We start from the raw sequence: 20,369 nt of genomic DNA, 5'->3' as shown, positions 1-20,369 counted from the left end.
ATTTTTAGAGGCTTTTTAGCTGATTCTTAGCACCAACCAAAAATTTTGAGGCAAAATTGAAAGGGTAAAAATAAGTATAATTTGACGTACCCGCAGGGAAAGTTTTCAGGAATTATTAACGATAAAACCTCTCAAAAGGGGCCTTTTTTGAACATAAAAAAACCCGGAGTTTTAATCCGGGTACATATTTCCATTCTAAACTTTTACTAATCAAAAGCATCTTCCAGGTCTTTTACCTGTTTGAAAGTGCGCTCAATTGCATTTCGCTGCTTAATAAGCAGGTTTGCAGTAGAAGGTGCAAATCCATTTTCCTCGATGATCTTGTTGTAATCTTCTACAGCTGTTTTTTCACCTCGCACCGCTTCTTCCAGTATCGCCTCCTCATTGTCTGAAGAAAACGCACTCTTAAGATCCATCCAGGCCCGGTGAGCATCTCCGGCAACGCTGGTTCCCTTGTCGGGTGACTCGCCGAGGTTCTTTATTTCTGTCTTTAATTCGTGGCCAAAATCATAGCGCTCTTTGGCTTTGGCTTGAAAAAATTCTTTTAACCGCGGATTTTTCACATCATCGGCAGCATTTTGAAATCCTTTTTCAGAGTCATAGTTCTTTTCCAGAAGCTCATTTAGCTTTGCAGCAAGATCTTTTGTAGTGTTCATATTTCAATTTTTTATAGTTAGCAATTTTTTTTTACTTCTAAAGATAAGGACAAGAATGAGGCTAACCCAATGTTTAACAGGGTTTAGCACTCATTAACTTTGTTTAAAAACAGATAATCTTAAAGGATTAGCCAACCCTGAAGTTTTTTCACTAACTACCTAATATACAATCGAAAATAATAGTATCTTTGCCCCCTCATTAATAACCGGGGTCGGGAACCCCACAAATTAATTTTTATGCCTGTAAAGATTAGATTACAAAGACACGGTAAAAAAGGAAAGCCTTTTTTCTGGATCGTTGCTGCGGATTCACGCGCAAAAAGAGATGGTAAATTTCTAGAGAAATTAGGGATCTACAATCCAACCACAAACCCTGCTACTATCGAGATTGATGTTGACAGTTCTGTAAAATGGTTACAGAACGGTGCACAGCCAACAGATACTGCAAGGGCAATCCTTTCTTACAAAGGTGTACTTCTAAAGAATCACCTTGTCGGTGGTGTTAGAAAAGGCGCTTTGACCGAGGAGCAAGCAGAGGAGAAATTCAACGCATGGGTATCGGAAAAAGAAGGTAAAGTAGAAGCTAAAAAAGAGAACTTAAGCAAAGAGCAGGAAGCTGCTAAAGCGAAAGCTCTTGAAGCTGAAAAAGAAGTCAACGCAAAGCGCGAAGCTGAAGCTGCTGCCGCTGCACAACCTGAAGTTGAGGAAACTACCGAAGACCAGGAAGCTGCTGCTGCAAACGAAGTGGATGACGCAACTGCGGCTGAAGCAAACGCTGAAGAAAAACAAGACCAGAGCGGGTCTTAAATTTTCATTCTAACGAGCAATGACAAAGGAAGAGTGTTTCTATCTTGGCAGGATCGTTAGTAAATTCAGTTTTAAGGGAGAGGTATTGATCAAACTCGATACCGACGAACCCGAAAGTTATTTAGAAATGGAATCAGTTTTTGTCGAATACGACAATAATCTGGTTCCATTTTTTATTGAAAGAAGCTCCCTTCAAAAAAGTAATCTGCTTCGGGTGAAATTTGAAGAGGTAGATTCTGAAGAAGATGCAGAAGATCTTATGAAATGCGATCTTTATCTGCCGCTCAATCTGCTGCCCGAGCTCAATGAAGATCAGTTCTACTTCCACGAAATCATTGGTTTTACCGTTGAAGATGCAAATTACGGCACAGTTGGCACCCTCACCGGCATCAACGACACTACTTCACAAGCGCTTTTTGAGATCGAAAAAGACGGTAAAGAGGTACTTATCCCCATGAACGACCAGTTCCTGGAAAAAGTGGATAAGAAAAATAAAGTCATTTACGTAAAGACGCCCGAAGGGCTGATCGATCTATATCTCTAAAATTCAAAGTCCAGGGATCTGATATCCAGGCTTTATTTTATCCTTACAAAAATTTCAATTCACTTCACTCGGCTGATTCCCAGTTTGTTATATTAAATAGATTCTCTATATTTGTATCTATCCCTACACAGTCCCTCCATTTCTATTGGTTAAACCAAAATCTAGAGATATGAAAAAATGGATTTGCATTATTTTTATTGCATGTGTAGGAGTGGCATCGTGCGAAAAAGAAAATCCGGAGGAACTGCTGGAACCGGAAGATCTATTAGCATCATCGGAATATTTTCGCGCTACGATTGATGGCCGTTCTTTTGAAGTTAAAGATCCTGAAACTATGGGAGGTAGAATTTATCCGAGCCCGCAATCTGGAATTATCACCTTAGACTTCTACGGAGGCATCGAAGATGAGGAAAATTTTGAAGCCCTGGACTTTAAGATCTGTTACTTTGATGGACCCGGAACATATTATACGGGAACTACTTCATCTGTTAGCTGGGCAGATTATTACCACAATTTGGATGCCTGGTATAATGATTACACTCTTGAAGATCCAGGAACTGTGATTGTCACTGAACATACTGAAAAGTTTGTAGAGGGTACTTTTGAATTCAACGCTTATAATTATGATGATGAATCTTATGTACACGTTGTGGGAGAATTTAAAGTACTGCTGGAAGAGTGATTGCCAGAGGTAATTTTGAAATCAAAACAGTTTTAAATTAAAGGGTTTACTATTTTTGAACGCCAGAAAATCTAAAAATGGGTTCTCCTTTTAATTTTAAATATTTTTCAGTAGAGCAAGACCGCACCGCCATGAAAATCGGCACCGACGGGGTATTATTGGGAGCGTGGGCTTCTCTTGATCACGAACCATTCTCTATTCTGGACATTGGCACCGGCACCGGACTAATTGCTTTGATGCTTGCACAACGAAGCACTGCAGAACTTATTGATGCTCTTGAAATAGACGAAGATGCTTATGAGCAGGCGGTAGAAAACTTTGAGAACAGCGATTGGGGCGACAGGCTCTTTTGCTATCATGCAGCTTTTGACGAGTTTGTCGAAGAGATGCAGGAAGAAGGAATGGAAGAAGAGGAGAAATATGAGCTGATTATTTCCAATCCGCCGTTTTATTCTGCCGATTATTCTTCGGGGGATGCGAAGCGGGATCAGGCGCGATTTGCAGAAGCCCTTCCTTTCGAGGAGCTTTTACAAGGAGTTTCCCTACTCCTGTCAAAAAGAGGAAAATTCGCAGTTGTTATTCCGGCTTCCGAAGAGGAGCATTTCTTAAAGATCGGGAAACAATATGCTCTTCTGCCCCAGCGAATCACACGGGTAAAAGGAACTCCGAGTTCTCCCGTAAAAAGATCTCTGCTGGAAATGTCATTTTTGGAATCTCAGTTAATCGAAGATGAACTGGTGATCGAGACTGCACGACATCAATATACTCCTGAATACATTGAGCTCGTAAAGGATTTTTATTTGAAGATGTAGATCAATTCCAGAACCCGAAGGGTTCAAATCTTTATAGAAAAAATTCCAGTTAAACATACGACCCTGACGGGGTCGAACGAATTCTATCTATTTAAATGATCTATAAACATGTCATCCCTTCGGGATGAATTCCCAGGATTTCAAATGTTTTATTTTAGATTATAATATCTTTAGAACAACAAACCTAAAATGGGAGCTGGAACATTTTCTCAGATCTATATTCAAGTTGTCTTTGCAGTTAAAAACCGCCAAAGCCTGATTCATCCCGACTGGGAAGTAAAGCTTTATCAATACATCGCAGGTATTATAAGAAATAAGGATCAAAAACTTTTGGCAATAAACGGTATGCCTGATCATGTACATCTCCTGGTAGGACTAAGACCTTCCTGTCGTTTATCAGATCTGGTAAGAGAAATTAAAAAATCCTCCAATGCCTGGATTAATGAGAAAGACTTTAGCAAGTACAAATTTGAATGGCAGGAAGGATATGGGGCCTTTTCTTATGGGCATTCATCATTAGACGACGTAATAAAGTATATCGGCAGGCAAAAGGAGCATCATATGAAAAAAACATTTCAAGAAGAATACGTTGAGTTTTTGAAGAAATATGACGTGCCATATAAGCAGGAATATCTTTTTAAAAGGGTTTAATATAATAGGAGAAAAACTAAACCGTTATTTCCCGGGCATTTAACTCTTTATTCCCCCCCCCGTGGATTTTCTGTAGTAAAACTCATTAGCTTTCCCACTTGCCCCTAAGATCTGTTTACTTAAATTTACTCTTCCAGACAAACAAATAAACCAACAATGAAAGCAGACCAATTTCAGGCTCCAGATTATTACAATCTTGACGACTTACTCAGTGACGAACATAAAATGGTACGGGATGCTTCCCGGGAATGGGTGAAACGTGAAGTATCTCCTATAATAGAAGAAGCGGCTCAAAAAGCCGAATTTCCAAAGCAATTAATAAATGGTCTCGCAGAGATTGGTGCTTTTGGCCCATACATTCCGGAAGAATACGGCGGCGCCGGACTGGACCAGATCTCTTACGGACTCATCATGCAGGAAATTGAGCGTGGTGACAGCGGTGTACGTTCTACAGCATCTGTCCAGTCATCATTAGTGATGTATCCTATTTATAAGTATGGTACTGAAGACCAAAAGAAGAAATTCCTTCCGAAGCTGGCTTCAGGAGAAATGATGGGTTGCTTTGGATTGACTGAACCCGATCACGGTTCCAATCCCGGGGGAATGACCACTAACTTTAAAGATAAGGGAGATCATTACCTGCTTAACGGCGCAAAAATGTGGATCTCTAATGCCCCTTTTGCCGATATTGCAATTGTATGGGCAAAGAACGAAGAAGGTCGCATTCACGGCCTCATAGTGGAACGTGGAATGGAGGGTTTTACCACTCCTGAAACCCACAACAAATGGTCGCTGCGGGCAAGTGCAACCGGGGAACTTGTATTTAATAACGTCAAAGTTCCCAAGGAAAACCTCATGCCCGAAAAAAGCGGATTGGGAGCTCCTCTTGGCTGTCTTGACTCAGCCCGTTACGGCATCGCCTGGGGCGCAATTGGTGCTGCGATGGACTGCTATGACACTGCCTTACGCTATGCTAAAGAACGCGAACAATTCGGGAAGCCCATAGCTAGTTTCCAGCTGCAGCAAAAGAAACTCGCCGAAATGATTACCGAGATCACTAAGGCGCAGCTGCTTGCCTGGAGATTGGGAGTGATGAGAAATGAAGGCACTGCCACCTCTGCGCAGATCTCCATGGCGAAAAGAAACAACGTAGCCATGGCTATAAACATCGCCCGGGAAGCCAGGCAAATATTAGGAGGTATGGGAATTACCGGCGAATACAGCATTATGCGTCATTCCATGAATCTCGAGAGCGTGATCACTTATGAAGGGACTCATGATATTCACTTGTTGATCACCGGCTTGGATATTACAGGGATACCGGCTTTTCAATAAAAAGCATATAACCTCTCAGGTTTCTCTGAGATCTAATAAAATTTAAATATCTAAGTCAAAACAAGGGCAGCGTTTACAGCGTTTGCCCTTTTTATATTTTTCACAGCATACGCTTTTAAGCTCAACCGGCTTTTTGGAGATCACTCCGTCCAGCTTAAGATAGTCTTTTGACTTGTTTGAATAAAAAACGATCACATTGAGGTTCATTCTGCGTTTTGTTTACTTTTCCCCCAAAAAGGGCAAAAACTGAACCTTTTTTGAAGATCAGTCGGCGTTATAGGGAGCAATTTTAATTTCCAGGCCTTCAAGTTCTTTTACGATAGGAATCTGGCAGCTTAAGCGACTGTTTTCCTGCACAAAGAATGCCTGGTCCAGCATATCTTCCTCCTCATACGATTTCTCGGGAAGCAAATGATCTTTATTGAGCATATAACACTGGCAGGAAGCACACATGGCCATTCCGCCACAAATACCAATAGTACCTTCGGGAGCAAGTTCGTGGGTGCGGATCACCTCCATAAGGTTCATGTTCATATCTGTAGGTGCATCTACAAGATGCGCCTCTCCTTCGCGGTCAATAATGGTGATCTTTATATCTGACATTTCTTTCAAAAATTAAACCTCACAGGTTTTTGAAACCTGTGAGGTTTGGATTAGTTTGAAACTAATTTATACTTTTTACTACTTCTCTTTTCGCTTCCTTCTTACTGCCATCAAAACCATTCACTCCGCTTACAGTCGTGTATTTCATGACATATTTCTTATCGGGGAAGATGCGTTGGTATGCACTTTGGCACATGATCGCTGCCTCGTGGAAGCCACAAAGGATCAACTTTAGCTTTCCGGGATAAGTATTGACGTCACCAATAGCGTAGATCCCGGGAACGTTTGTTTGATAGTCATAGCTGTTATCGACCTTGATCGCATTCTTTTCGATCTCTAACCCCCAGTTGGCAATAGGTCCAAGCTTTGGGGAAAGTCCGAAGAGCGGAATAAAATAATCTGTATCCTTAACTTCTTCTTCGGAAGCTTCACCTTTGTGACGGATCACTACAGATTCCAGTGCTCCTTCCCCTTTCAGGCCTACTACTTCTGCTTCGGTAATAAGATTGATCTTTCCGATTTTTGAAAGTTCTGAAACTTTCTCTACGGAATCCAGTGCGCCCCGGAATTCGTTTCTCCTGTGAACAAGAGATACTTCCGAAGCAACTTCAGAAAGATAAATAGCCCAGTCAAGAGCTGAATCTCCTCCCCCGGCAATCACCACGCGTTTGCCACGGTAATCTTCGGGCTCCTTGATCATGTAAGCCACGCCATTATTCTCATACTTCGAAATATTAGGAATAGGTGGTTTACGAGGTTCGAAACTACCGAGTCCGCCGGCAATCACTACCACCGGTGCGTGGTGTTGGGTTCCTTCACTGGTTGTAACGATAAAGGATCCATCATCCAGTTTTTCAATGGTCTCTGCCCTTTCCCCCAAGGTGAAACCGGGTTCAAAGGGTCTTATCTGCTCCATGAGATTATCGACCAGATCGCCGGCAAGAATCTCGGGGAACGCGGGGATATCATAGATGGGTTTTTTAGGATAGATCTCTGAGCACTGACCTCCCGGCTGCGGCAAAGCATCTATCAAATGACATTTTAACTTTAATAATCCTGCTTCAAATACGGCAAAAAGGCCCGTAGGCCCAGCGCCGATGATCAACATATCTGTTTTAATCATTTCGTCTCGTTTTGTGAAGTGCCGAAAATGCTATTTTTCGATGTTCAGCACTTTTTCGATTTGAGGCACATATCTTTTTATGGTCATTTCAACGCCCGACTTTAAAGTCATGGTGTTGACGCTACAACCTACACAGGCTCCCTGCAACTGTACCTTTACCAGCCTATCGTCATCTTCAATGCTAATGAGGGAAATATCTCCCCCATCGTTCTTTAAGAAAGGCCTTATTTCTTCCAGAGCCCTCTCTACGTTTAATCTAACTTCTTCGCTTGTCATGACTATTTATTAACTGCACTACAGCCAGCCATAGTGGTGATTTTTATTGCCTCTGTTGGTGGTAAACTGCTGTTTCGGTTTACAGTTTCCTGAACCACATTCTGCGTGAGAGTTTCAAAGGCCCTGGAGAGCGGCGTGTTTTCCTGCAATGCTGCCGGATGTCCAATATCTCCCGCTTCCCTGATACTCTGCACCAGTGGAATTTGCCCTAAAAATGGCACCTGTAGGTCTTCGGCCAGCATCTTTGCGCCTTCCCTTCCAAAAATGTAATATTTATTATCGGGTAATTCTTCGGGAGTAAAATATGCCATGTTCTCTATGATCCCCAGTACAGGTACATTGATACTCTCCTGCTGGAACATTGCCACTCCCTTGCGTGCATCGGCAAGCGCTACATTTTGAGGCGTACTTACCACTACAGCTCCTGTCAAAGGCAGAGACTGCATGATCGAAAGGTGAATATCACCGGTTCCGGGTGGAAGATCTACCAAAAGAAAATCAAGTTCTCCCCAGGCAGCATCAAAGATCATTTGATTCAAAGCCTTTGCAGCCATAGGTCCTCTCCAGATCACCGCCTGGTTTGGCTGAGTAAAGAAACCGATCGAAAGTAATTTCACTCCGTGATTTTCAATAGGTTTCATCTTGGATTTCCCGTCGACATTGACAGAAAGAGGTTTTTCTGCCTGCACATCAAACATCATTGGCATAGAAGGCCCGTAAATATCTGAATCCAGAAGACCAACCTTAAATCCCATTTTTGCGAGACTAACAGCAAGATTGGCAGTCACAGTAGACTTTCCTACCCCACCTTTTCCGGAGGCAACAGCCACTATATTCTTAATGCCCGGTATTGCTTTTCCTTTGATCTCGGTTTTCTCGGGCGCCTGAACTTTAATGTTCACCTTTACTTTTATCTTCTGGTGGACGTGTTCATGGATCGCCTTCATCACGTCAACCTCTGCCCGTTTCTTGATGTGCAGCGCAGGCGTGGTGAGCAAAAGATCCACCACAACCTCATCTCCAAAGGTCATAATGTTCTGCACGGCGCCACTCTCTACCATGTTCTTTCCCTCTCCTGAAACCGAAATGGTCTCAAGAGCATTCAATATATCTTTTCTGTTAAGTTTCATGCTGTTATCATCGATAATTTAGAACCTTATGTAGATTCATTCTAAACGCAAATATAAAGCGAAAACCTAAGATAACGAAGTTATTACCCAATTTTGATGATTGATAAAAACAATGCTGAGATAAGCTAGAGTTCTTTATTTGGATCCCAGAATAATTCTTTGAAATGTACCACCTTATCATCCTTTACTTCCACTCCTTCGGCCTGGAGCATTTGCTCCATTACGCGGGTACCGGGAAAATGATGTTTACCGGTTAACAAGCCATTCCTGTTAACCACTCTCTGTGCAGGAATATCCTCCATCTTGGAAGCATTGTTCATTGCCCAACCTACCATTCTTGAACTTCCGGCAGCACCGAGAAAACGTGCTATAGCCCCGTAACTGGTCACTCTTCCCGGCGGTATTTGCCTCACCACCTCATATACCCGTGCAAAAAAGGAATCTTTAGCCATTATTGAGAAAAGATCCTAATAAAAGTGATAACAACGAGGATAAGCATAAGGGCCGCCATAAAGTAGTTCGAGTACCTGGCAAAATAGGTTCCTTCAGCTTCAATTTTTGCGAAGAAAAGAGCATATAAATATAGGGTAGTGAAAGTACCAAGAGAAGCTGCAAGGACGAAGGCGGTATTGTTCAGGAGGTGGTACTCAATATCGCCATGAACGTTCAAGGCAGCAGCAAGGGCGACAAAAAAAGGAATGGGAAAAATATTAAGCACTCCTATCATCATACCTTTTAGAATACTTCTAAAGCCGGAAGTCGGGGTGACTTCTACCTCCTTTCTCTTGCGCTGGGCCATCAACAGAAAATAGAACATCATGATCAAAAAGATCACCAGCCCTGCGCGTAGAAGCACATTATTGATATAAGTATTGTCAAAGATATACCTGGCGAGCATGATCGCCAGGGCAGCCTGGAGTAGTACGATAAAGGAAGCCCCAAAGGCCATATAAATCCCATTCTTCTTACCTCTTTTAACACAGGTTTTGGCCACACTCATGTTCACGAGACCCGGGGGAACCACACCCAGTAAAGCTGCAAAATAGGTAATAAGGAAAATTTTAGTTTCCTCCAAAGGCGATTATTTTATCCTAAACTGTACGTAAGTTATAGGTTTTCCCTGTTCAAGATACTGTTTTTCGTAAAAAGTCTGTATGCCGGTCACTTCTTTTGGAGAATAGTCATTTTTGTAGACATTGTGATTGGCCTGTATAACCTCATGACCTTCGCCGTGGAGGAGTCCCAGAGTGTAACCGTGCATGAACTCACTGTCGGTCTTGAGATTGACCAATCCCTGAGGTTTCAGGATCTTTTTGTATTTCTGCAGGAATTCAGAATTGGTCATGCGATGTTTGGTCCTTTTGTATTTAATCTGAGGATCGGGAAACGTGATCCAGATCTCGTCAACTTCTTGCTCTGCAAACAGAAGATCTATAAGCTCTATCTGACTTCTCAAAAAAGCCACATTTTGAAGCCCTTCTTCCAAAGCTGTTTTTGCTCCTCTCCAAAAGCGCGCACCTTTTATGTCAATTCCAATAAAGTTCTTTTCGGGATAGGCCTCGGCAAGGCCTACACTGTATTCTCCTTTACCACAGCCGAGTTCCAGGACGAGAGGTTTTTCATTCTTAAAGAAGTGACTTCCCCATTTGCCCCTGTACTCAAAGTTCCCTTCCAGGATCTCTTCCCTTTGCGGCTGAATCACATTGGAAAAAGTTTCATTTTCTCTAAACCTCTTTAACTTATTCTTACTTCCCACCTGAAAAAATAATATTTTGGTAAAAATAAATAAAATCCCCCACAGCCTTTTCAATTATATTTGTTTAATGCGAAGTAGAAGGATTCTGGTTGCCCCGATCAACTGGGGGTTAGGACATGCCACGCGCTGTATTCCACTGATAAAAAAGCTGGAAGAAAAGGGTTTTACTCCTATCATAGCTTCAGATGGAGCAGCACTTGAACTTCTAAAGAAGGAATTTCCACATCTTAAAGCATTCGAACTTCCTTCCTACAATATCACGTATACCAGCCGCGGAAGTTTGCTCAAATGGAAACTTCTACTTGACAGTCCGCACATTTTAAAGAACATCAAAAAGGAAAAGAAAGCTACCCGCGCCCTTGTGGAGAAACTGAATCTTCACGGAATAATTTCTGATAGTCGGTTTGGGGTGCGGTACAAGCATCTTCCCAATGTCTTTATAACTCATCAACTTAATGTACTTTCGGGTAACACTACTTTTTTAAGCAGCAGGATACACCAGGAGTACATTAGGAAATATGATGAATGCTGGGTGCCCGATGCTCCCAAAAGACCCAACCTCAGCGGATTTTTAGGACACCTGAAGAAGGCTGGGGAGAACGTTCAATATCTCGGAATTTTGAGTCGCTTTGAAAAGAATGACCTGGAGAGGAAATATCATTATATGGTTTTACTTTCGGGTCCCGAGCCACAAAGGGGACTACTGGAGAAGATCCTCCTTTCCCGGTTAAAAAGCTCCACGAAAAAGATCCTGTTCGTGCGTGGTGTTATCGATGACCAACCATTTGAACAATCGACTCCTAATATTGAGGTTAAAAATTACCTTTTTGGAAAAGAGCTTGAGCACGCATTAAACAGCAGTGAAATCATCATTGCACGTTCGGGCTATACCACCCTTATGGATCTTGCAAAGCTCGAAAAAAAGGCTTTTTTTATACCCACTCCTGGGCAATTTGAGCAGGAATATCTCGCAGAAAGAATGATGAAATTGGGATTTGCACCTTACTGTGATCAAAGATATTTCAGTTTAAAAAAACTGGAAACAGGGGAAAATTATTCAGGATTAAGAGACCCTGGTTTCGTTTGTGACTACTCTCGACTTTTTAGCCTTTTTCAAAGTAAATGAAAACTCACTGCCAACTCCAAAAGTGCTTTCAACGAAAATTTTCTCTTTGTGAGCTTCCAGTAAATGTTTGACTATAGCCAACCCCAAACCTGAACCTCCTTCTTTTCGCGATCCACTCTTGTCGACCCTGTAGAACCTCTCAAACAGTCTGGGAATATGCTGTTTTTGAATACCTTCTCCATTATCGCTCACCCTAATGATGATCTTCCTCTTAGAATGTTCTTCAATAGATACTTCTGTCGTACCGTCATTCTTTCCATACTTGATGGAATTCACCAGCAGGTTGGTCACTACTTGCTGAATTCTTTCTTTATCGGCCTTTACATAAATAGGAGCATACGTAGTTTCAAAAAGCAGGCTAATATTTTTCTTTGCTGCTTTCATTTCCAAAAGATCGAAAACATTCTGGACCAACTCAACAATATCAAAAACCTCCCGGTTGAGCCGTAGATCTCCCGTTTCCAGTTTGGTGATCATATCCAGGTCCTGCACTATATACACCAGTCTCTCTACACCTTTTGCTGCACGGGTAAGATATTGTTTTCTCACCGCCTTGTCTTTCATAGCCCCATCCAGCAAAGTTTCTATATAGCCCTGTACTGTAAAAAGCGGAGTTTTTAATTCGTGGGAAATATTACCCATGAATTCCTTGCGATAGGAGTCCCGAACCTTTAGAGCCTCTATTTCAAGTTTCTTCCCCTCAGCAAACTTTTGCACTTCCTGGGACAAGGTAGCCATGTCTGTAGTAACCTGTTCAGGATTTAAAGGAGAAGCACTCAGCATACTCACATTTTCATAGATCTTCTTGATCTTTTTGTAAATGAAGACCTCTACCCTGTATTGAATGATCAAGAAAGCAAAAACAAAACAGCATATCGCGTAGATCAACAGTGCCCACTCTGAATACGCATCATGAATAACAAGAAAAACAGCCGAAACTCCGGTAAGGAAGAGACTGATATAGATGGAAGTCTTTATCGCAAATTTGTATGAGCGCCTAAACGTTTTTGCCATTACTCTACAAACTTATAGCCTACTCCTTTTATTGTCTGAATACTTTCATCACCTATTTTTTCCCTTAATTTCCTGATGTGAACATCTATCGTTCTACCTCCTACCACAACTTCATTTCCCCATACCCTTTCCAGGATCTCATCACGCTGAAAGACACGGCCGGGCTGAGAAGCCAATAGATACAGGAGCTCAAATTCCTTTCGGGGTAAAGAGATCAGATCTTCTCCCCTCGTTACTTTATACTCCTCCCGATTTATCTCGAGATTCCCTGCTGTGATCACTTCAGATCGCCTCGTGGAATCATCATTAAGACGTCTCAATAGAGCCTTTACTTTACTGATGAGCACCTTCGGCTTGATAGGTTTGGTAATATAATCATCTGCACCTGCATCAAAACCTGCCATTTGAGAATAATCTTCTCCCCTTGCCGTCAAAAAGGTGATCAAGGTATCAGCGAGGTCAGGATCCTTCCGCATTTGGATACAGGTCTCTATCCCATCCATTTCGGGCATCATAACATCCAGGATAATAAGATGGGGATTGTGTTTTTTGGCAGCCTTTAATGCTTTAAGACCGTTTTCGGCAGTGGCTACTTTGTAGCCTTCAGCTGTTAAGTTGTATCTGATGATCTCTATAATGTCGGGTTCATCGTCTACCAATAGGATGCAGATGTCATTTTTTCTCATGCTACTATAGCTGTTTCAGTAAATTTACTGTAAAAATATAGATTATAATGAAGTGCCAATTGCTCTAAACTTTTAGTAACCTTAAGCTAACCTTAAGGTTACATACCAGCTTTTTGAATGCTAAAAGAAGATTATAAAAGAATACCAGGAGAATATTTTTGAACACGAAGAGGAAATAGTAAGGAAAGGCACAGCTAAAACAGGGACAAAAAAAGGTTGCCTGGCCAAGGCAACCCTTCATACATCTAAATCGACAAAAACTAAGATAATATGAATTTCTCAATGCACATTAAGAAGTTCAAAAATGGCATTTTTGGCGGTTCGGTATGTAAAGCTAAGATTACTAAACTTTTAAATTAAACGACATAAAAGGAGAATGCGGTTTAGATGTCACCAATCCAGACTAATTTCATTCCTTCCTTTTCAATTTCTTCAGCAACTCAAACGAGCTGACATAACAAATCTTCTCTTTTCACTTTTCCTCAAGGACCACCATACGGTAGCTTCTGTTGCCGGGCCTTTCATGATCCTGATTAGTAGCCTGCCAAAAACGGAACTAGTCGCTTACCGCCAGCTTAAATAGAACAAGTTTCTTCCCTGAAAGTTCATATAATAAGGTCGTCATCTACTCTTAATATTAAGCTAACCTAGTAGTGATAGTTCTTTAATCTCAGCTTAACGGTGCATTTACATTGCTCCGTTTTCTTTGCCGCATTCAAACTCGACAAAATGAGATATCTATTGACTTTTGCTATAACAGCTCTTTTAACCATGGCTGTTCACTCCCAGGAAACAGAAACCGGCACCATAGCAGGTAAAATTGCCGACAAAGAAATGCGGGGAGCACCTCTCCCTTTTGCTAATGTCTTGATTAAAGGAAGTGATAAAGGCACTACAACTAATCTGGAAGGATTGTTTCAAATTGACGATTTACGCCCCGGCTCATATTTCCTAATTTTAAGCTTTGTAGGATACGAACAGGTAGAGATACCGGTAAGTGTTGAGCCAGGAAGAGTAACAGAAATACATGCAGAGCTTGGTGCCAGTGCCGCCAGCTTAGATGAAGTAGTAATTTCAACCGTTTCCCGAAAAGATTCTGAAGTAGCATTATTACTGGAACAGAAAAGGGCAATAGAAATTAAGGAAAGCATTGGAGCCAGGGAATTAGCTAAACTGGGGATCTCCGATGCTGCCAAAGCTACCACCCGACTCCCGGGGGTAACCAGCAGTGAAGCATCGGGTGATATTTTCGTCAGGGGCCTTGGAGACCGGTATTTATATACTACTCTTAACGGTCTTCCTATTCCTTCAGACGATGTTGAACGAAAGAACATTGATCTGGAGCTGTTTTCTACAGGAATAATTCAGAGTGTTGCCATAAGTAAAACCTACTCTTCCAGTATTTCGGCTGATCAGGCTTCAGGAAATATTAATATTTCTACACGAGAACTGGCAGGAGCTAATGAACTGAGTTTCGGAGCAGGTGCAGGAATAAACACCAACGTTGCCCGGGAGGGTATCTTTGACAACTTCAAAGTCTCTCCAAACATGCAAAATGTGGATCTCGGTTTTTACACCGGAGGAAAGGCTTCAGAATATAAATTGATCTTCCAGGACTGGAAACCGGGTACTGCAGAGCTCCCGATGAATTACAAGTACAACCTTACGGCCGGAAAAAGGTTCGGCCAAAACTTTGAAGTCCTGTTTACTGCCTCTCAGGATGTAGATTATCAATATACCGAAGGAGTTTTCCGGGAGTTTCGTGCCAACTTCATTACAGATACTATCACAGATGCTTCGGTTTATTCCAGGACCATCAATACTACCGGTCTCGCCACTGTTGCTTATGAATTCAATGCGAACAACAATCTTAGAGCAAACAGCCTTTTGATCAATAAACTTTCAGACAATGTTTATGAAGGCGGAAGGAATCAGGAGGGTTTTATTTTTGAAGAAACAGATCCCAACGACGGCCTTTCACAATTTGTGAGGGATCAAAACACCAGGCAAACCCGACTTTGGGTAAATCAATTAATGGGTGAGCATAGGCTCGGTGACAGAAATGTTCTTGAATGGGCGGCCGGCTTAAACCTTGTAAATGCCGATGAACCTAATCGTATAAGAAATGAGGTCAACTTCAATGATGATGTAGTTTATTTGGGAGACACCGGTGGCTACCAGCAGAGAAAAAGCTATCAGGAGATCGATGATTATGAATTCAACGCCAGGATTCAGGATCAACTGGAAATTTTTACAGCCGAAGAAAGACAGCTTCAAATTGATTTGGGAGGTACCTACAGGTATAAAGAAAGAGACTTTATTTCCCGATTTCTCGGGCTGGAGGAGTTTTCAAACCGAAGCCTTACTCCATCTTCAATAGAAAATCTTACTGAAGTTTTTACTGAAGAAAACATTAACAACGGATCCCTCGAAATAAATAATACCCTCCAGCCCGACAGGTACAGGGGTAATCTGGAATCGGCAGCAGGTTTTGCAAGTCTGAATATTGGCTGGAACAAATTGAATATCAACGCCGGGATGCGTTATCAAAAGGATCAACTGGACGTGGTGTATAATGTGGGGAATATCCCCGGAAGAACCGGAACTTCAGCTTTGTCCTATGACAATCTTTATCCTGCAATAAATCTGCGTTACGCTTTAAGCGACAGGTCAAACCTAAGGATAGCTGCCAGCAAAACCCTCACTTTACCCGAGTTTAAGGAGGTAGCTCCCTTTGAATATGTTTCTCAGACGGGTCAGGTCACCAGAGGTAACCCATCTCTTCTGGCATCTACCAACTACAACCTAGACATCAAGTATGAATTTTTCCCTTCGGCAGGAGAATTATTATCCCTTACCGGTTTTTACAAAAAAATAGAAGATCCTATAAATAAAGTTCAGGACCGGGGTTCTGCAGGAGTCTTCTCTTATTTCAATGCAGGGGAACAAGCAGAGATTTTAGGATTTGAGCTTGAAAGTCGCCTTGAAGTAATTAGAATGGAAGACGGTGCGGCCTATGATTTCAACCTTGATTTTAATGCTTCCCGTATGTGGCATTCACAAGACCTGAAGGAATTGAGAAATGACGACGGCCAGCTGTTACGCACCTTTAGATATAAAGGTTTAACCGAGACCGGCTTACAAGGCGCATCGGACTGGATCTTTAATGGTTCTCTTAACCTGGTAGTGGGAATAGAAAATCCATTTATGGTCAGTCTCATTGCAAATTATGCATCAGACAAGATCTATGCTCTTGGTGCTCCCGAAAGACAGACCGAAAGTGAAACCTTTTACAATGATGCTATTGTTGAAAAAGGTTTTGTAACTCTCAATGCCATGCTTAGGCAGGACCTGGGAGAAAATTGGGAAATCAAGTTTACCGGAAAGAATCTTCTAAACCCACTTATAGAAAGAGTGCAGGATGTGAAGCCCTCTACCACAGGAATAGAAACTACAGAAACCGTTAGATCCTATAGCAGGGGAGCAGTTCTATCGCTGGGAATCAACTATAACTTTTAATCATAAAACCACTTTTTTAAAATTAATCAATTAAACCAGAAACAATGAAAAAAATGACCAAACACCTTGCTGTTCTTTTCTTACTATGTAGCGGCCCGCTATTTACAGGTTGTAGTGAGAATGATGATCCAATAATTGATAACCCGCAAGTTGAGAACCATGAACTTAAGGGAGAACTGGACAAAAATTTGACACTGGACCCGGCTGTTGAATACAAACTTACCGGATCTTTTGAGGTACTTGCCGGTAGCACGTTGACAATTCCCGCAGGAACAAGGATCGTGGCCGAAAAGGGAACAGATGTATATATTGCTGTTCACCAAAATGCCGATATTGTAATTACCGGTACTGAAAGTAATCCGGCAGTAATGACTTCTGCTAATGGAAAGGCCGGAGACTGGGGCGGACTTGTTATCCTGGGAAATGGCGTCACTACCGAAGGTGTTGATGTAACTGCCGAAGTAGGCGGATTCAAATATGGGGGAACAGACAATACCGATAATTCAGGAACCATTGAATATCTTGTTATTGAAGGAGCCGGCGCCCAGATCAATGCTGATTCCCAGTATAACGGTTTAAGCCTTTATGCAGTTGGAAGCGGAACTACAATTCGCAATGTTGCTATTCTTAACGGGGCTGACGACGGAGTGGAATTCTTTGGAGGGGCTGTATCGGCTACAGAACTGTATCTTGAAAACAATGAAGATGACTCTGTTGACTGGACAGAAGGTTGGAATGGAACAATTACCAATGTTTATGTCCTTCACACAATAGAAGGGTTCTCAACCGCAATCGAAGCCGACGGGGTAAACAATGATCCAAAAATAGTGAACTTCACCGCTGTTTCCACAACAGGAGGAACGGCACTACAGTTCAAAAAAGAATCGGGAGCTACCTTTGAAGGTCTTTCCCTCACGGGATACGACATGTCTGTCGAGATGAGAGACAACGGCCCTCTAGCGAATGTGGTTATTGAAAAGAACATAGCTAACCCCGAGGTGAATTATACTGTCCCCGCAACAGTTTCTGCAAATTCCTTTACCTGGATCAATAACAGGGGGAGCGTCAACTCAAATATACTCCAGGGAACAGTTGAAGGAACAGTGACTCTGGATCCTGCTGTAACTTATAATCTAAATTCTTCTTATATAGTTCAGAATGGAGGAAAACTGGTTATTCCTGCCGGAACAAAGATCATTGCCCGAGATGGTGGTACAGATGTTTACATCGCCGTTCTTAAAGGGGGAATGATCGACATCCAGGGAACTGAGGCTAATCCTGTAGTGATCTCTTCTGCTGAAGGAAATCCGGGAGATTGGGGAGGATTAACTATAGTGGGTGACGCCACTACCACAGAAGGGGTTGATGCAGTAGCCGAAGTTGGAGGATTCGTCTATGGAGGTAATAACGATGAAGATAACTCCGGAAGCATAAAATACCTTGTGATCTCCGGAACAGGAGCTCAGATCAATTCTGAATCACAATACAACGGAATATCCTTTTATGCTGTTGGTTCTGGTACCACCGTAGAAAATGTTGCTGTCCTAAGCGGAGCAGATGATGGTGTAGAATTCTTTGGAGGAACGGTGTCTGCTACCAATATTTATCTTGAAAACTTCGAAGATGATGCCGTAGACTGGACCGAAGGCTGGAATGGAACGGTGACCAACGTTTACGTCAATCACACGATAAGCAACTTCTCCACTGCACTTGAAGCCGATGGTGCTAACGAGAACCCTAAGCTGATCAATTTTACGGCAATATCGACCACCGGCGGTACTGCCCTGCAATTCAAAAAAGAATCGGGTGCAACTCTCACTAACCTTTACCTGGAAGGTTATGATACTAATGTGGACATGAGGGATGGCGGCGCACTTACTAATGTAGAGATAGACGGAGCCAGTGCTGCACTGGATGCTCTATACAACCTGGGAAGTAAGGTAGATATCTCTACATGGACCTGGATAGACGCAGAACTTTAATCCTAATGAGATTTGTTCGAAATAGCTGATTACCAAAGAAAAGGCTGCCCCGAACGGTAGCCTTCTCTATTTTATTGTATAAAAATCAACTTTAACGTTTCTAAAAGAAAAATTTGGTGCGGTTTTTGAATTTTTATTGTAATTTTGAAATGATACCGTATTGATAATGAAACAACTCTACTTGTACCCCCTTATGATCATTGGCCTTTTGCTCTTTGCAAATCCGGCCTCTGCACAGGTATCCCCTCCAGAAACTTCTGTTTCTGCCAAAGAAGTTCCTATTGAGGGCCTTTCGATATTCCCTAATCCCGCTTCGGGCCAAAAGGTGTATATCAATACAAAAGCAGGAAAATCCAAAAAAGTAGAGATCTATAACGTTTTGGGCAACAATGTACTTTCTGCCCAACTAACAGGAAATGAGCTTAATATTTCCAATCTTGATCCAGGAGTTTATATCATGAGGATACAGGAGGGTAAGAGCACTGCTACCCGTAAGCTCGTGGTGAGATAGACATTCCTGTTCCGATTATTTTATTCTTTACCTTTGTGCCCTCATAATATTATGCAAGAGCCAAAGGATATATTTTCTATTTGCAATTCCCGGGACTTTGAACAAAAGACACTGCAGGTCTTTCAATACCAGTACTTAAACAATAAGATTTACAGGAGATTCTGTGACTTCCTTCACTGCGACCCCGCACGAGTAGACAGCATAGAAAAGATCCCTTTTTTGCCCATCGAGTTCTTCAAAACGCACAGCATACTTTCTTCTGAAGCTCCGGCGGAAATTATTTTTACCAGCAGTGGCACTACAGGGGCCCAGACGAGCAAACATTTTGTTACAGATCTGTCCATATATGAGGAAAGTTTCCGCAGAGGCTTCACACATTTCTACGGAAGTGTGGATAATTATGCTGTCCTGGCATTACTTCCTTCCTATTTGGAGCGAGAGGGTTCTTCCTTAATTTATATGGTGAAAGATCTTATTGACCGCAGTAACAACCCTGAAAGCGGTTTTTACCTCAACGACCTGGATACTCTGGTAGAGAATTTGCGGAGCCTGGAAAAGAGAGGCCAAAAAGTGCTTCTAATTGGGGTTTCATTTGCACTTCTTGATCTGGCAGAAAATTACCAGCTAAACCTCCAGCACACGGTCGTTATGGAAACCGGGGGCATGAAAGGCCGACGTAAAGAAATGATACGGGCAGAACTTCATGATGTGCTAAAAAAAGGACTTGGAGTGGATAACATCCACAGTGAATATGGAATGACCGAATTATTGTCCCAGGCATATGCTCTTAAAAATGGCATTTTTGAATGCCCTCCCTGGATGAGGCTTCTCATTCGTGATCCCGAAGATGCATTGACACTTGTGCCGGAAGGAAAATCGGGAGGAATAAATGTCATCGATCTTGCAAACATAAATTCCTGCTCGTTTATCGCTACACAGGACCTGGGAAAAAATGTAAGTGCCGGAAAAACAGAAATTCTGGGCCGTTTCGACAACAGTGACATCAGGGGATGCAACCTGATGGTTTTTTAACAAAAAATATTTTCTACTCCTGTAAGGAATTGATTTTCTGCCGACTTACTGTACGGTTAGATTATGTTTTCATAATTGGTTGGTTAGTTAGATGCCCCCTTCGCCCTCTAAGGCAAGGGGGTTT

Annotated in this window: 21 protein-coding genes; 11 read left to right on the top strand and 10 right to left on the bottom strand. The window is 42.1% G+C overall.

The window, feature by feature from the left end; genetic code table 11:
- Positions 1-206: 206 nt before the first annotated feature.
- Entirely contained in the window at positions 207-656 is a 450-nt protein-coding gene (locus VR862_RS05070) for a ferritin-like domain-containing protein (RefSeq protein WP_324719882.1), read from the bottom strand.
- Positions 657-893: 237 nt separating this feature from the next.
- Between VR862_RS05070 and VR862_RS05065 the strand changes: the two genes are divergently transcribed.
- From VR862_RS05065 to VR862_RS05040, 6 genes are all read left to right on the top strand, one after another.
- Entirely contained in the window at positions 894-1,463 is a 570-nt protein-coding gene (locus VR862_RS05065) for a 30S ribosomal protein S16 (protein ID WP_324719881.1), read from the top strand.
- Between the two features lie 19 nt (positions 1,464-1,482).
- Positions 1,483-2,007 (top strand): ribosome maturation factor RimM, encoded by a 525-nt coding sequence (gene rimM, locus VR862_RS05060; protein ID WP_324719880.1) that lies wholly within the window; start codon positions 1,483-1,485, stop codon positions 2,005-2,007.
- Between the two features lie 169 nt (positions 2,008-2,176).
- Entirely contained in the window at positions 2,177-2,689 is a 513-nt protein-coding gene (locus VR862_RS05055; RefSeq protein ID WP_324719879.1) for a DUF6252 domain-containing protein, read from the top strand.
- 77 nt (positions 2,690-2,766) lie between these two features.
- Positions 2,767-3,501, top strand: coding sequence for a tRNA1(Val) (adenine(37)-N6)-methyltransferase (locus VR862_RS05050; protein ID WP_324719878.1), 735 nt, complete (start codon positions 2,767-2,769; stop codon positions 3,499-3,501).
- A gap of 189 nt (positions 3,502-3,690) precedes the next feature.
- Positions 3,691-4,152 carry an IS200/IS605 family transposase gene (gene tnpA / locus VR862_RS05045; RefSeq protein ID WP_324719877.1) on the top strand — a complete coding sequence of 154 codons (462 nt, stop codon included), beginning with the start codon at positions 3,691-3,693 and terminating at the stop codon, positions 4,150-4,152.
- Between the two features lie 156 nt (positions 4,153-4,308).
- Entirely contained in the window at positions 4,309-5,487 is a 1,179-nt protein-coding gene (locus tag VR862_RS05040; RefSeq protein WP_324719876.1) for an acyl-CoA dehydrogenase family protein, read from the top strand.
- Between the two features lie 264 nt (positions 5,488-5,751).
- Here VR862_RS05040 and VR862_RS05035 read toward each other — a convergent pair whose 3' ends face one another.
- The 7 genes from VR862_RS05035 to trmB all read right to left on the bottom strand — a co-directional run bounded on the left by VR862_RS05035 (position 5,752) and on the right by trmB (position 10,375).
- On the bottom strand, positions 5,752-6,090 hold the full coding sequence (locus VR862_RS05035) for a 2Fe-2S iron-sulfur cluster-binding protein (protein WP_324719875.1): 339 nt from the start codon (positions 6,088-6,090) through the stop codon (positions 5,752-5,754).
- A 61-nt stretch (positions 6,091-6,151) separates the two neighbouring features.
- A complete protein-coding gene (locus VR862_RS05030; protein WP_324719874.1) occupies positions 6,152-7,213 on the bottom strand; it encodes an NAD(P)/FAD-dependent oxidoreductase in 1,062 nt (353 codons plus the stop codon).
- 30 nt (positions 7,214-7,243) lie between these two features.
- Complete coding sequence (locus VR862_RS05025; protein ID WP_324719873.1) at positions 7,244-7,489, bottom strand: NifU family protein; 246 nt, start codon at positions 7,487-7,489, stop codon at positions 7,244-7,246.
- Between the two features lie 2 nt (positions 7,490-7,491).
- Positions 7,492-8,619 carry an Mrp/NBP35 family ATP-binding protein gene (locus VR862_RS05020; protein ID WP_324719872.1) on the bottom strand — a complete coding sequence of 376 codons (1,128 nt, stop codon included), beginning with the start codon at positions 8,617-8,619 and terminating at the stop codon, positions 7,492-7,494.
- Positions 8,620-8,744: 125 nt separating this feature from the next.
- The gene (locus VR862_RS05015; RefSeq protein WP_324719871.1) at positions 8,745-9,071 is read right to left on the bottom strand and encodes an MGMT family protein; all 327 of its coding nucleotides are present in this window, start codon (positions 9,069-9,071) and stop codon (positions 8,745-8,747) included.
- Positions 9,071-9,694, bottom strand: coding sequence for a LysE family translocator (locus tag VR862_RS05010; RefSeq protein ID WP_324719870.1), 624 nt, complete (start codon positions 9,692-9,694; stop codon positions 9,071-9,073). The genes VR862_RS05015 and VR862_RS05010 overlap by 1 nt, the downstream gene beginning before the upstream one ends.
- Before the next feature lie 6 nt (positions 9,695-9,700).
- On the bottom strand, positions 9,701-10,375 hold the full coding sequence (trmB, locus tag VR862_RS05005) for a tRNA (guanosine(46)-N7)-methyltransferase TrmB (protein ID WP_324719869.1): 675 nt from the start codon (positions 10,373-10,375) through the stop codon (positions 9,701-9,703).
- A 67-nt stretch (positions 10,376-10,442) separates the two neighbouring features.
- Here trmB and VR862_RS05000 point away from each other — a divergent pair, with 67 nt between their 5' ends.
- The gene (locus VR862_RS05000) at positions 10,443-11,501 is read left to right on the top strand and encodes a glycosyltransferase (protein ID WP_324719868.1); all 1,059 of its coding nucleotides are present in this window, start codon (positions 10,443-10,445) and stop codon (positions 11,499-11,501) included.
- Here VR862_RS05000 and VR862_RS04995 read toward each other — a convergent pair.
- Together VR862_RS04995 and VR862_RS04990 are read right to left on the bottom strand one after the other, a co-directional pair.
- On the bottom strand, positions 11,439-12,515 hold the full coding sequence (locus VR862_RS04995; RefSeq protein ID WP_324719867.1) for a sensor histidine kinase: 1,077 nt from the start codon (positions 12,513-12,515) through the stop codon (positions 11,439-11,441). The two genes, VR862_RS05000 and VR862_RS04995, sit on opposite strands and share 63 nt — an antisense overlap.
- Entirely contained in the window at positions 12,515-13,201 is a 687-nt protein-coding gene (locus VR862_RS04990) for a response regulator transcription factor (protein ID WP_324719866.1), read from the bottom strand. The genes VR862_RS04995 and VR862_RS04990 overlap by 1 nt, the downstream gene beginning before the upstream one ends.
- Positions 13,202-13,930: 729 nt before the next feature.
- Here VR862_RS04990 and VR862_RS04985 point away from each other — a divergent pair.
- The 4 genes from VR862_RS04985 (at position 13,931) to VR862_RS04970 (ending at position 20,245) form a co-directional block, all read left to right on the top strand.
- Positions 13,931-16,720, top strand: a complete 2,790-nt coding sequence (locus VR862_RS04985; RefSeq protein WP_324719865.1) for a TonB-dependent receptor — start codon at positions 13,931-13,933, stop codon at positions 16,718-16,720.
- A gap of 44 nt (positions 16,721-16,764) precedes the next feature.
- Positions 16,765-18,702 carry a beta-helix domain-containing protein gene (locus VR862_RS04980; RefSeq protein ID WP_324719864.1) on the top strand — a complete coding sequence of 646 codons (1,938 nt, stop codon included), beginning with the start codon at positions 16,765-16,767 and terminating at the stop codon, positions 18,700-18,702.
- A 166-nt stretch (positions 18,703-18,868) separates the two neighbouring features.
- Positions 18,869-19,213 (top strand): T9SS type A sorting domain-containing protein, encoded by a 345-nt coding sequence (locus tag VR862_RS04975; RefSeq protein ID WP_324719863.1) that lies wholly within the window; start codon positions 18,869-18,871, stop codon positions 19,211-19,213.
- A gap of 51 nt (positions 19,214-19,264) precedes the next feature.
- Positions 19,265-20,245 carry a LuxE/PaaK family acyltransferase gene (locus tag VR862_RS04970; protein ID WP_324719862.1) on the top strand — a complete coding sequence of 327 codons (981 nt, stop codon included), beginning with the start codon at positions 19,265-19,267 and terminating at the stop codon, positions 20,243-20,245.
- Positions 20,246-20,369 lie beyond the last annotated feature (124 nt).

The organism is Salinimicrobium aquimaris (genome assembly GCF_035607535.1).
Classification (GTDB): Bacteria; Bacteroidota; Bacteroidia; order Flavobacteriales; family Flavobacteriaceae; genus Salinimicrobium.
The sequence above is the reverse complement of the archived record's forward strand: the minus strand, read 5'-3'. Positions and strand labels throughout refer to the sequence as shown.

Bases quoted from the DNA above. Each gene is read 5' to 3' on its own strand.
- VR862_RS04990 (WP_324719866.1), bottom strand. From the start codon at position 13,201: ATGAGAAAAAATGACATCTGCATCCTATTGGTAGACGATGAACCCGAC.
- VR862_RS05050 (WP_324719878.1), top strand. From the start codon at position 2,767: ATGGGTTCTCCTTTTAATTTTAAATATTTTTCAGTAGAGCAAGACCGC.
- VR862_RS05015 (WP_324719871.1), bottom strand. From the start codon at position 9,071: ATGGCTAAAGATTCCTTTTTTGCACGGGTATATGAGGTGGTGAGGCAA.
- VR862_RS05040 (WP_324719876.1), top strand. From the start codon at position 4,309: ATGAAAGCAGACCAATTTCAGGCTCCAGATTATTACAATCTTGACGAC.
- VR862_RS05065 (WP_324719881.1), top strand. From the start codon at position 894: ATGCCTGTAAAGATTAGATTACAAAGACACGGTAAAAAAGGAAAGCCT.
- VR862_RS05030 (WP_324719874.1), bottom strand. From the start codon at position 7,213: ATGATTAAAACAGATATGTTGATCATCGGCGCTGGGCCTACGGGCCTT.
- VR862_RS05020 (WP_324719872.1), bottom strand. From the start codon at position 8,619: ATGAAACTTAACAGAAAAGATATATTGAATGCTCTTGAGACCATTTCG.
- VR862_RS05035 (WP_324719875.1), bottom strand. From the start codon at position 6,090: ATGTCAGATATAAAGATCACCATTATTGACCGCGAAGGAGAGGCGCAT.
- VR862_RS05025 (WP_324719873.1), bottom strand. From the start codon at position 7,489: ATGACAAGCGAAGAAGTTAGATTAAACGTAGAGAGGGCTCTGGAAGAA.
- VR862_RS04995 (WP_324719867.1), bottom strand. From the start codon at position 12,515: ATGGCAAAAACGTTTAGGCGCTCATACAAATTTGCGATAAAGACTTCC.
- VR862_RS05070 (WP_324719882.1), bottom strand. From the start codon at position 656: ATGAACACTACAAAAGATCTTGCTGCAAAGCTAAATGAGCTTCTGGAA.
- VR862_RS04985 (WP_324719865.1), top strand. From the start codon at position 13,931: ATGAGATATCTATTGACTTTTGCTATAACAGCTCTTTTAACCATGGCT.
- tnpA (WP_324719877.1), top strand. From the start codon at position 3,691: ATGGGAGCTGGAACATTTTCTCAGATCTATATTCAAGTTGTCTTTGCA.
- VR862_RS04980 (WP_324719864.1), top strand. From the start codon at position 16,765: ATGAAAAAAATGACCAAACACCTTGCTGTTCTTTTCTTACTATGTAGC.
- VR862_RS04970 (WP_324719862.1), top strand. From the start codon at position 19,265: ATGCAAGAGCCAAAGGATATATTTTCTATTTGCAATTCCCGGGACTTT.
- VR862_RS04975 (WP_324719863.1), top strand. From the start codon at position 18,869: ATGAAACAACTCTACTTGTACCCCCTTATGATCATTGGCCTTTTGCTC.
- VR862_RS05000 (WP_324719868.1), top strand. From the start codon at position 10,443: ATGCGAAGTAGAAGGATTCTGGTTGCCCCGATCAACTGGGGGTTAGGA.
- rimM (WP_324719880.1), top strand. From the start codon at position 1,483: ATGACAAAGGAAGAGTGTTTCTATCTTGGCAGGATCGTTAGTAAATTC.
- VR862_RS05055 (WP_324719879.1), top strand. From the start codon at position 2,177: ATGAAAAAATGGATTTGCATTATTTTTATTGCATGTGTAGGAGTGGCA.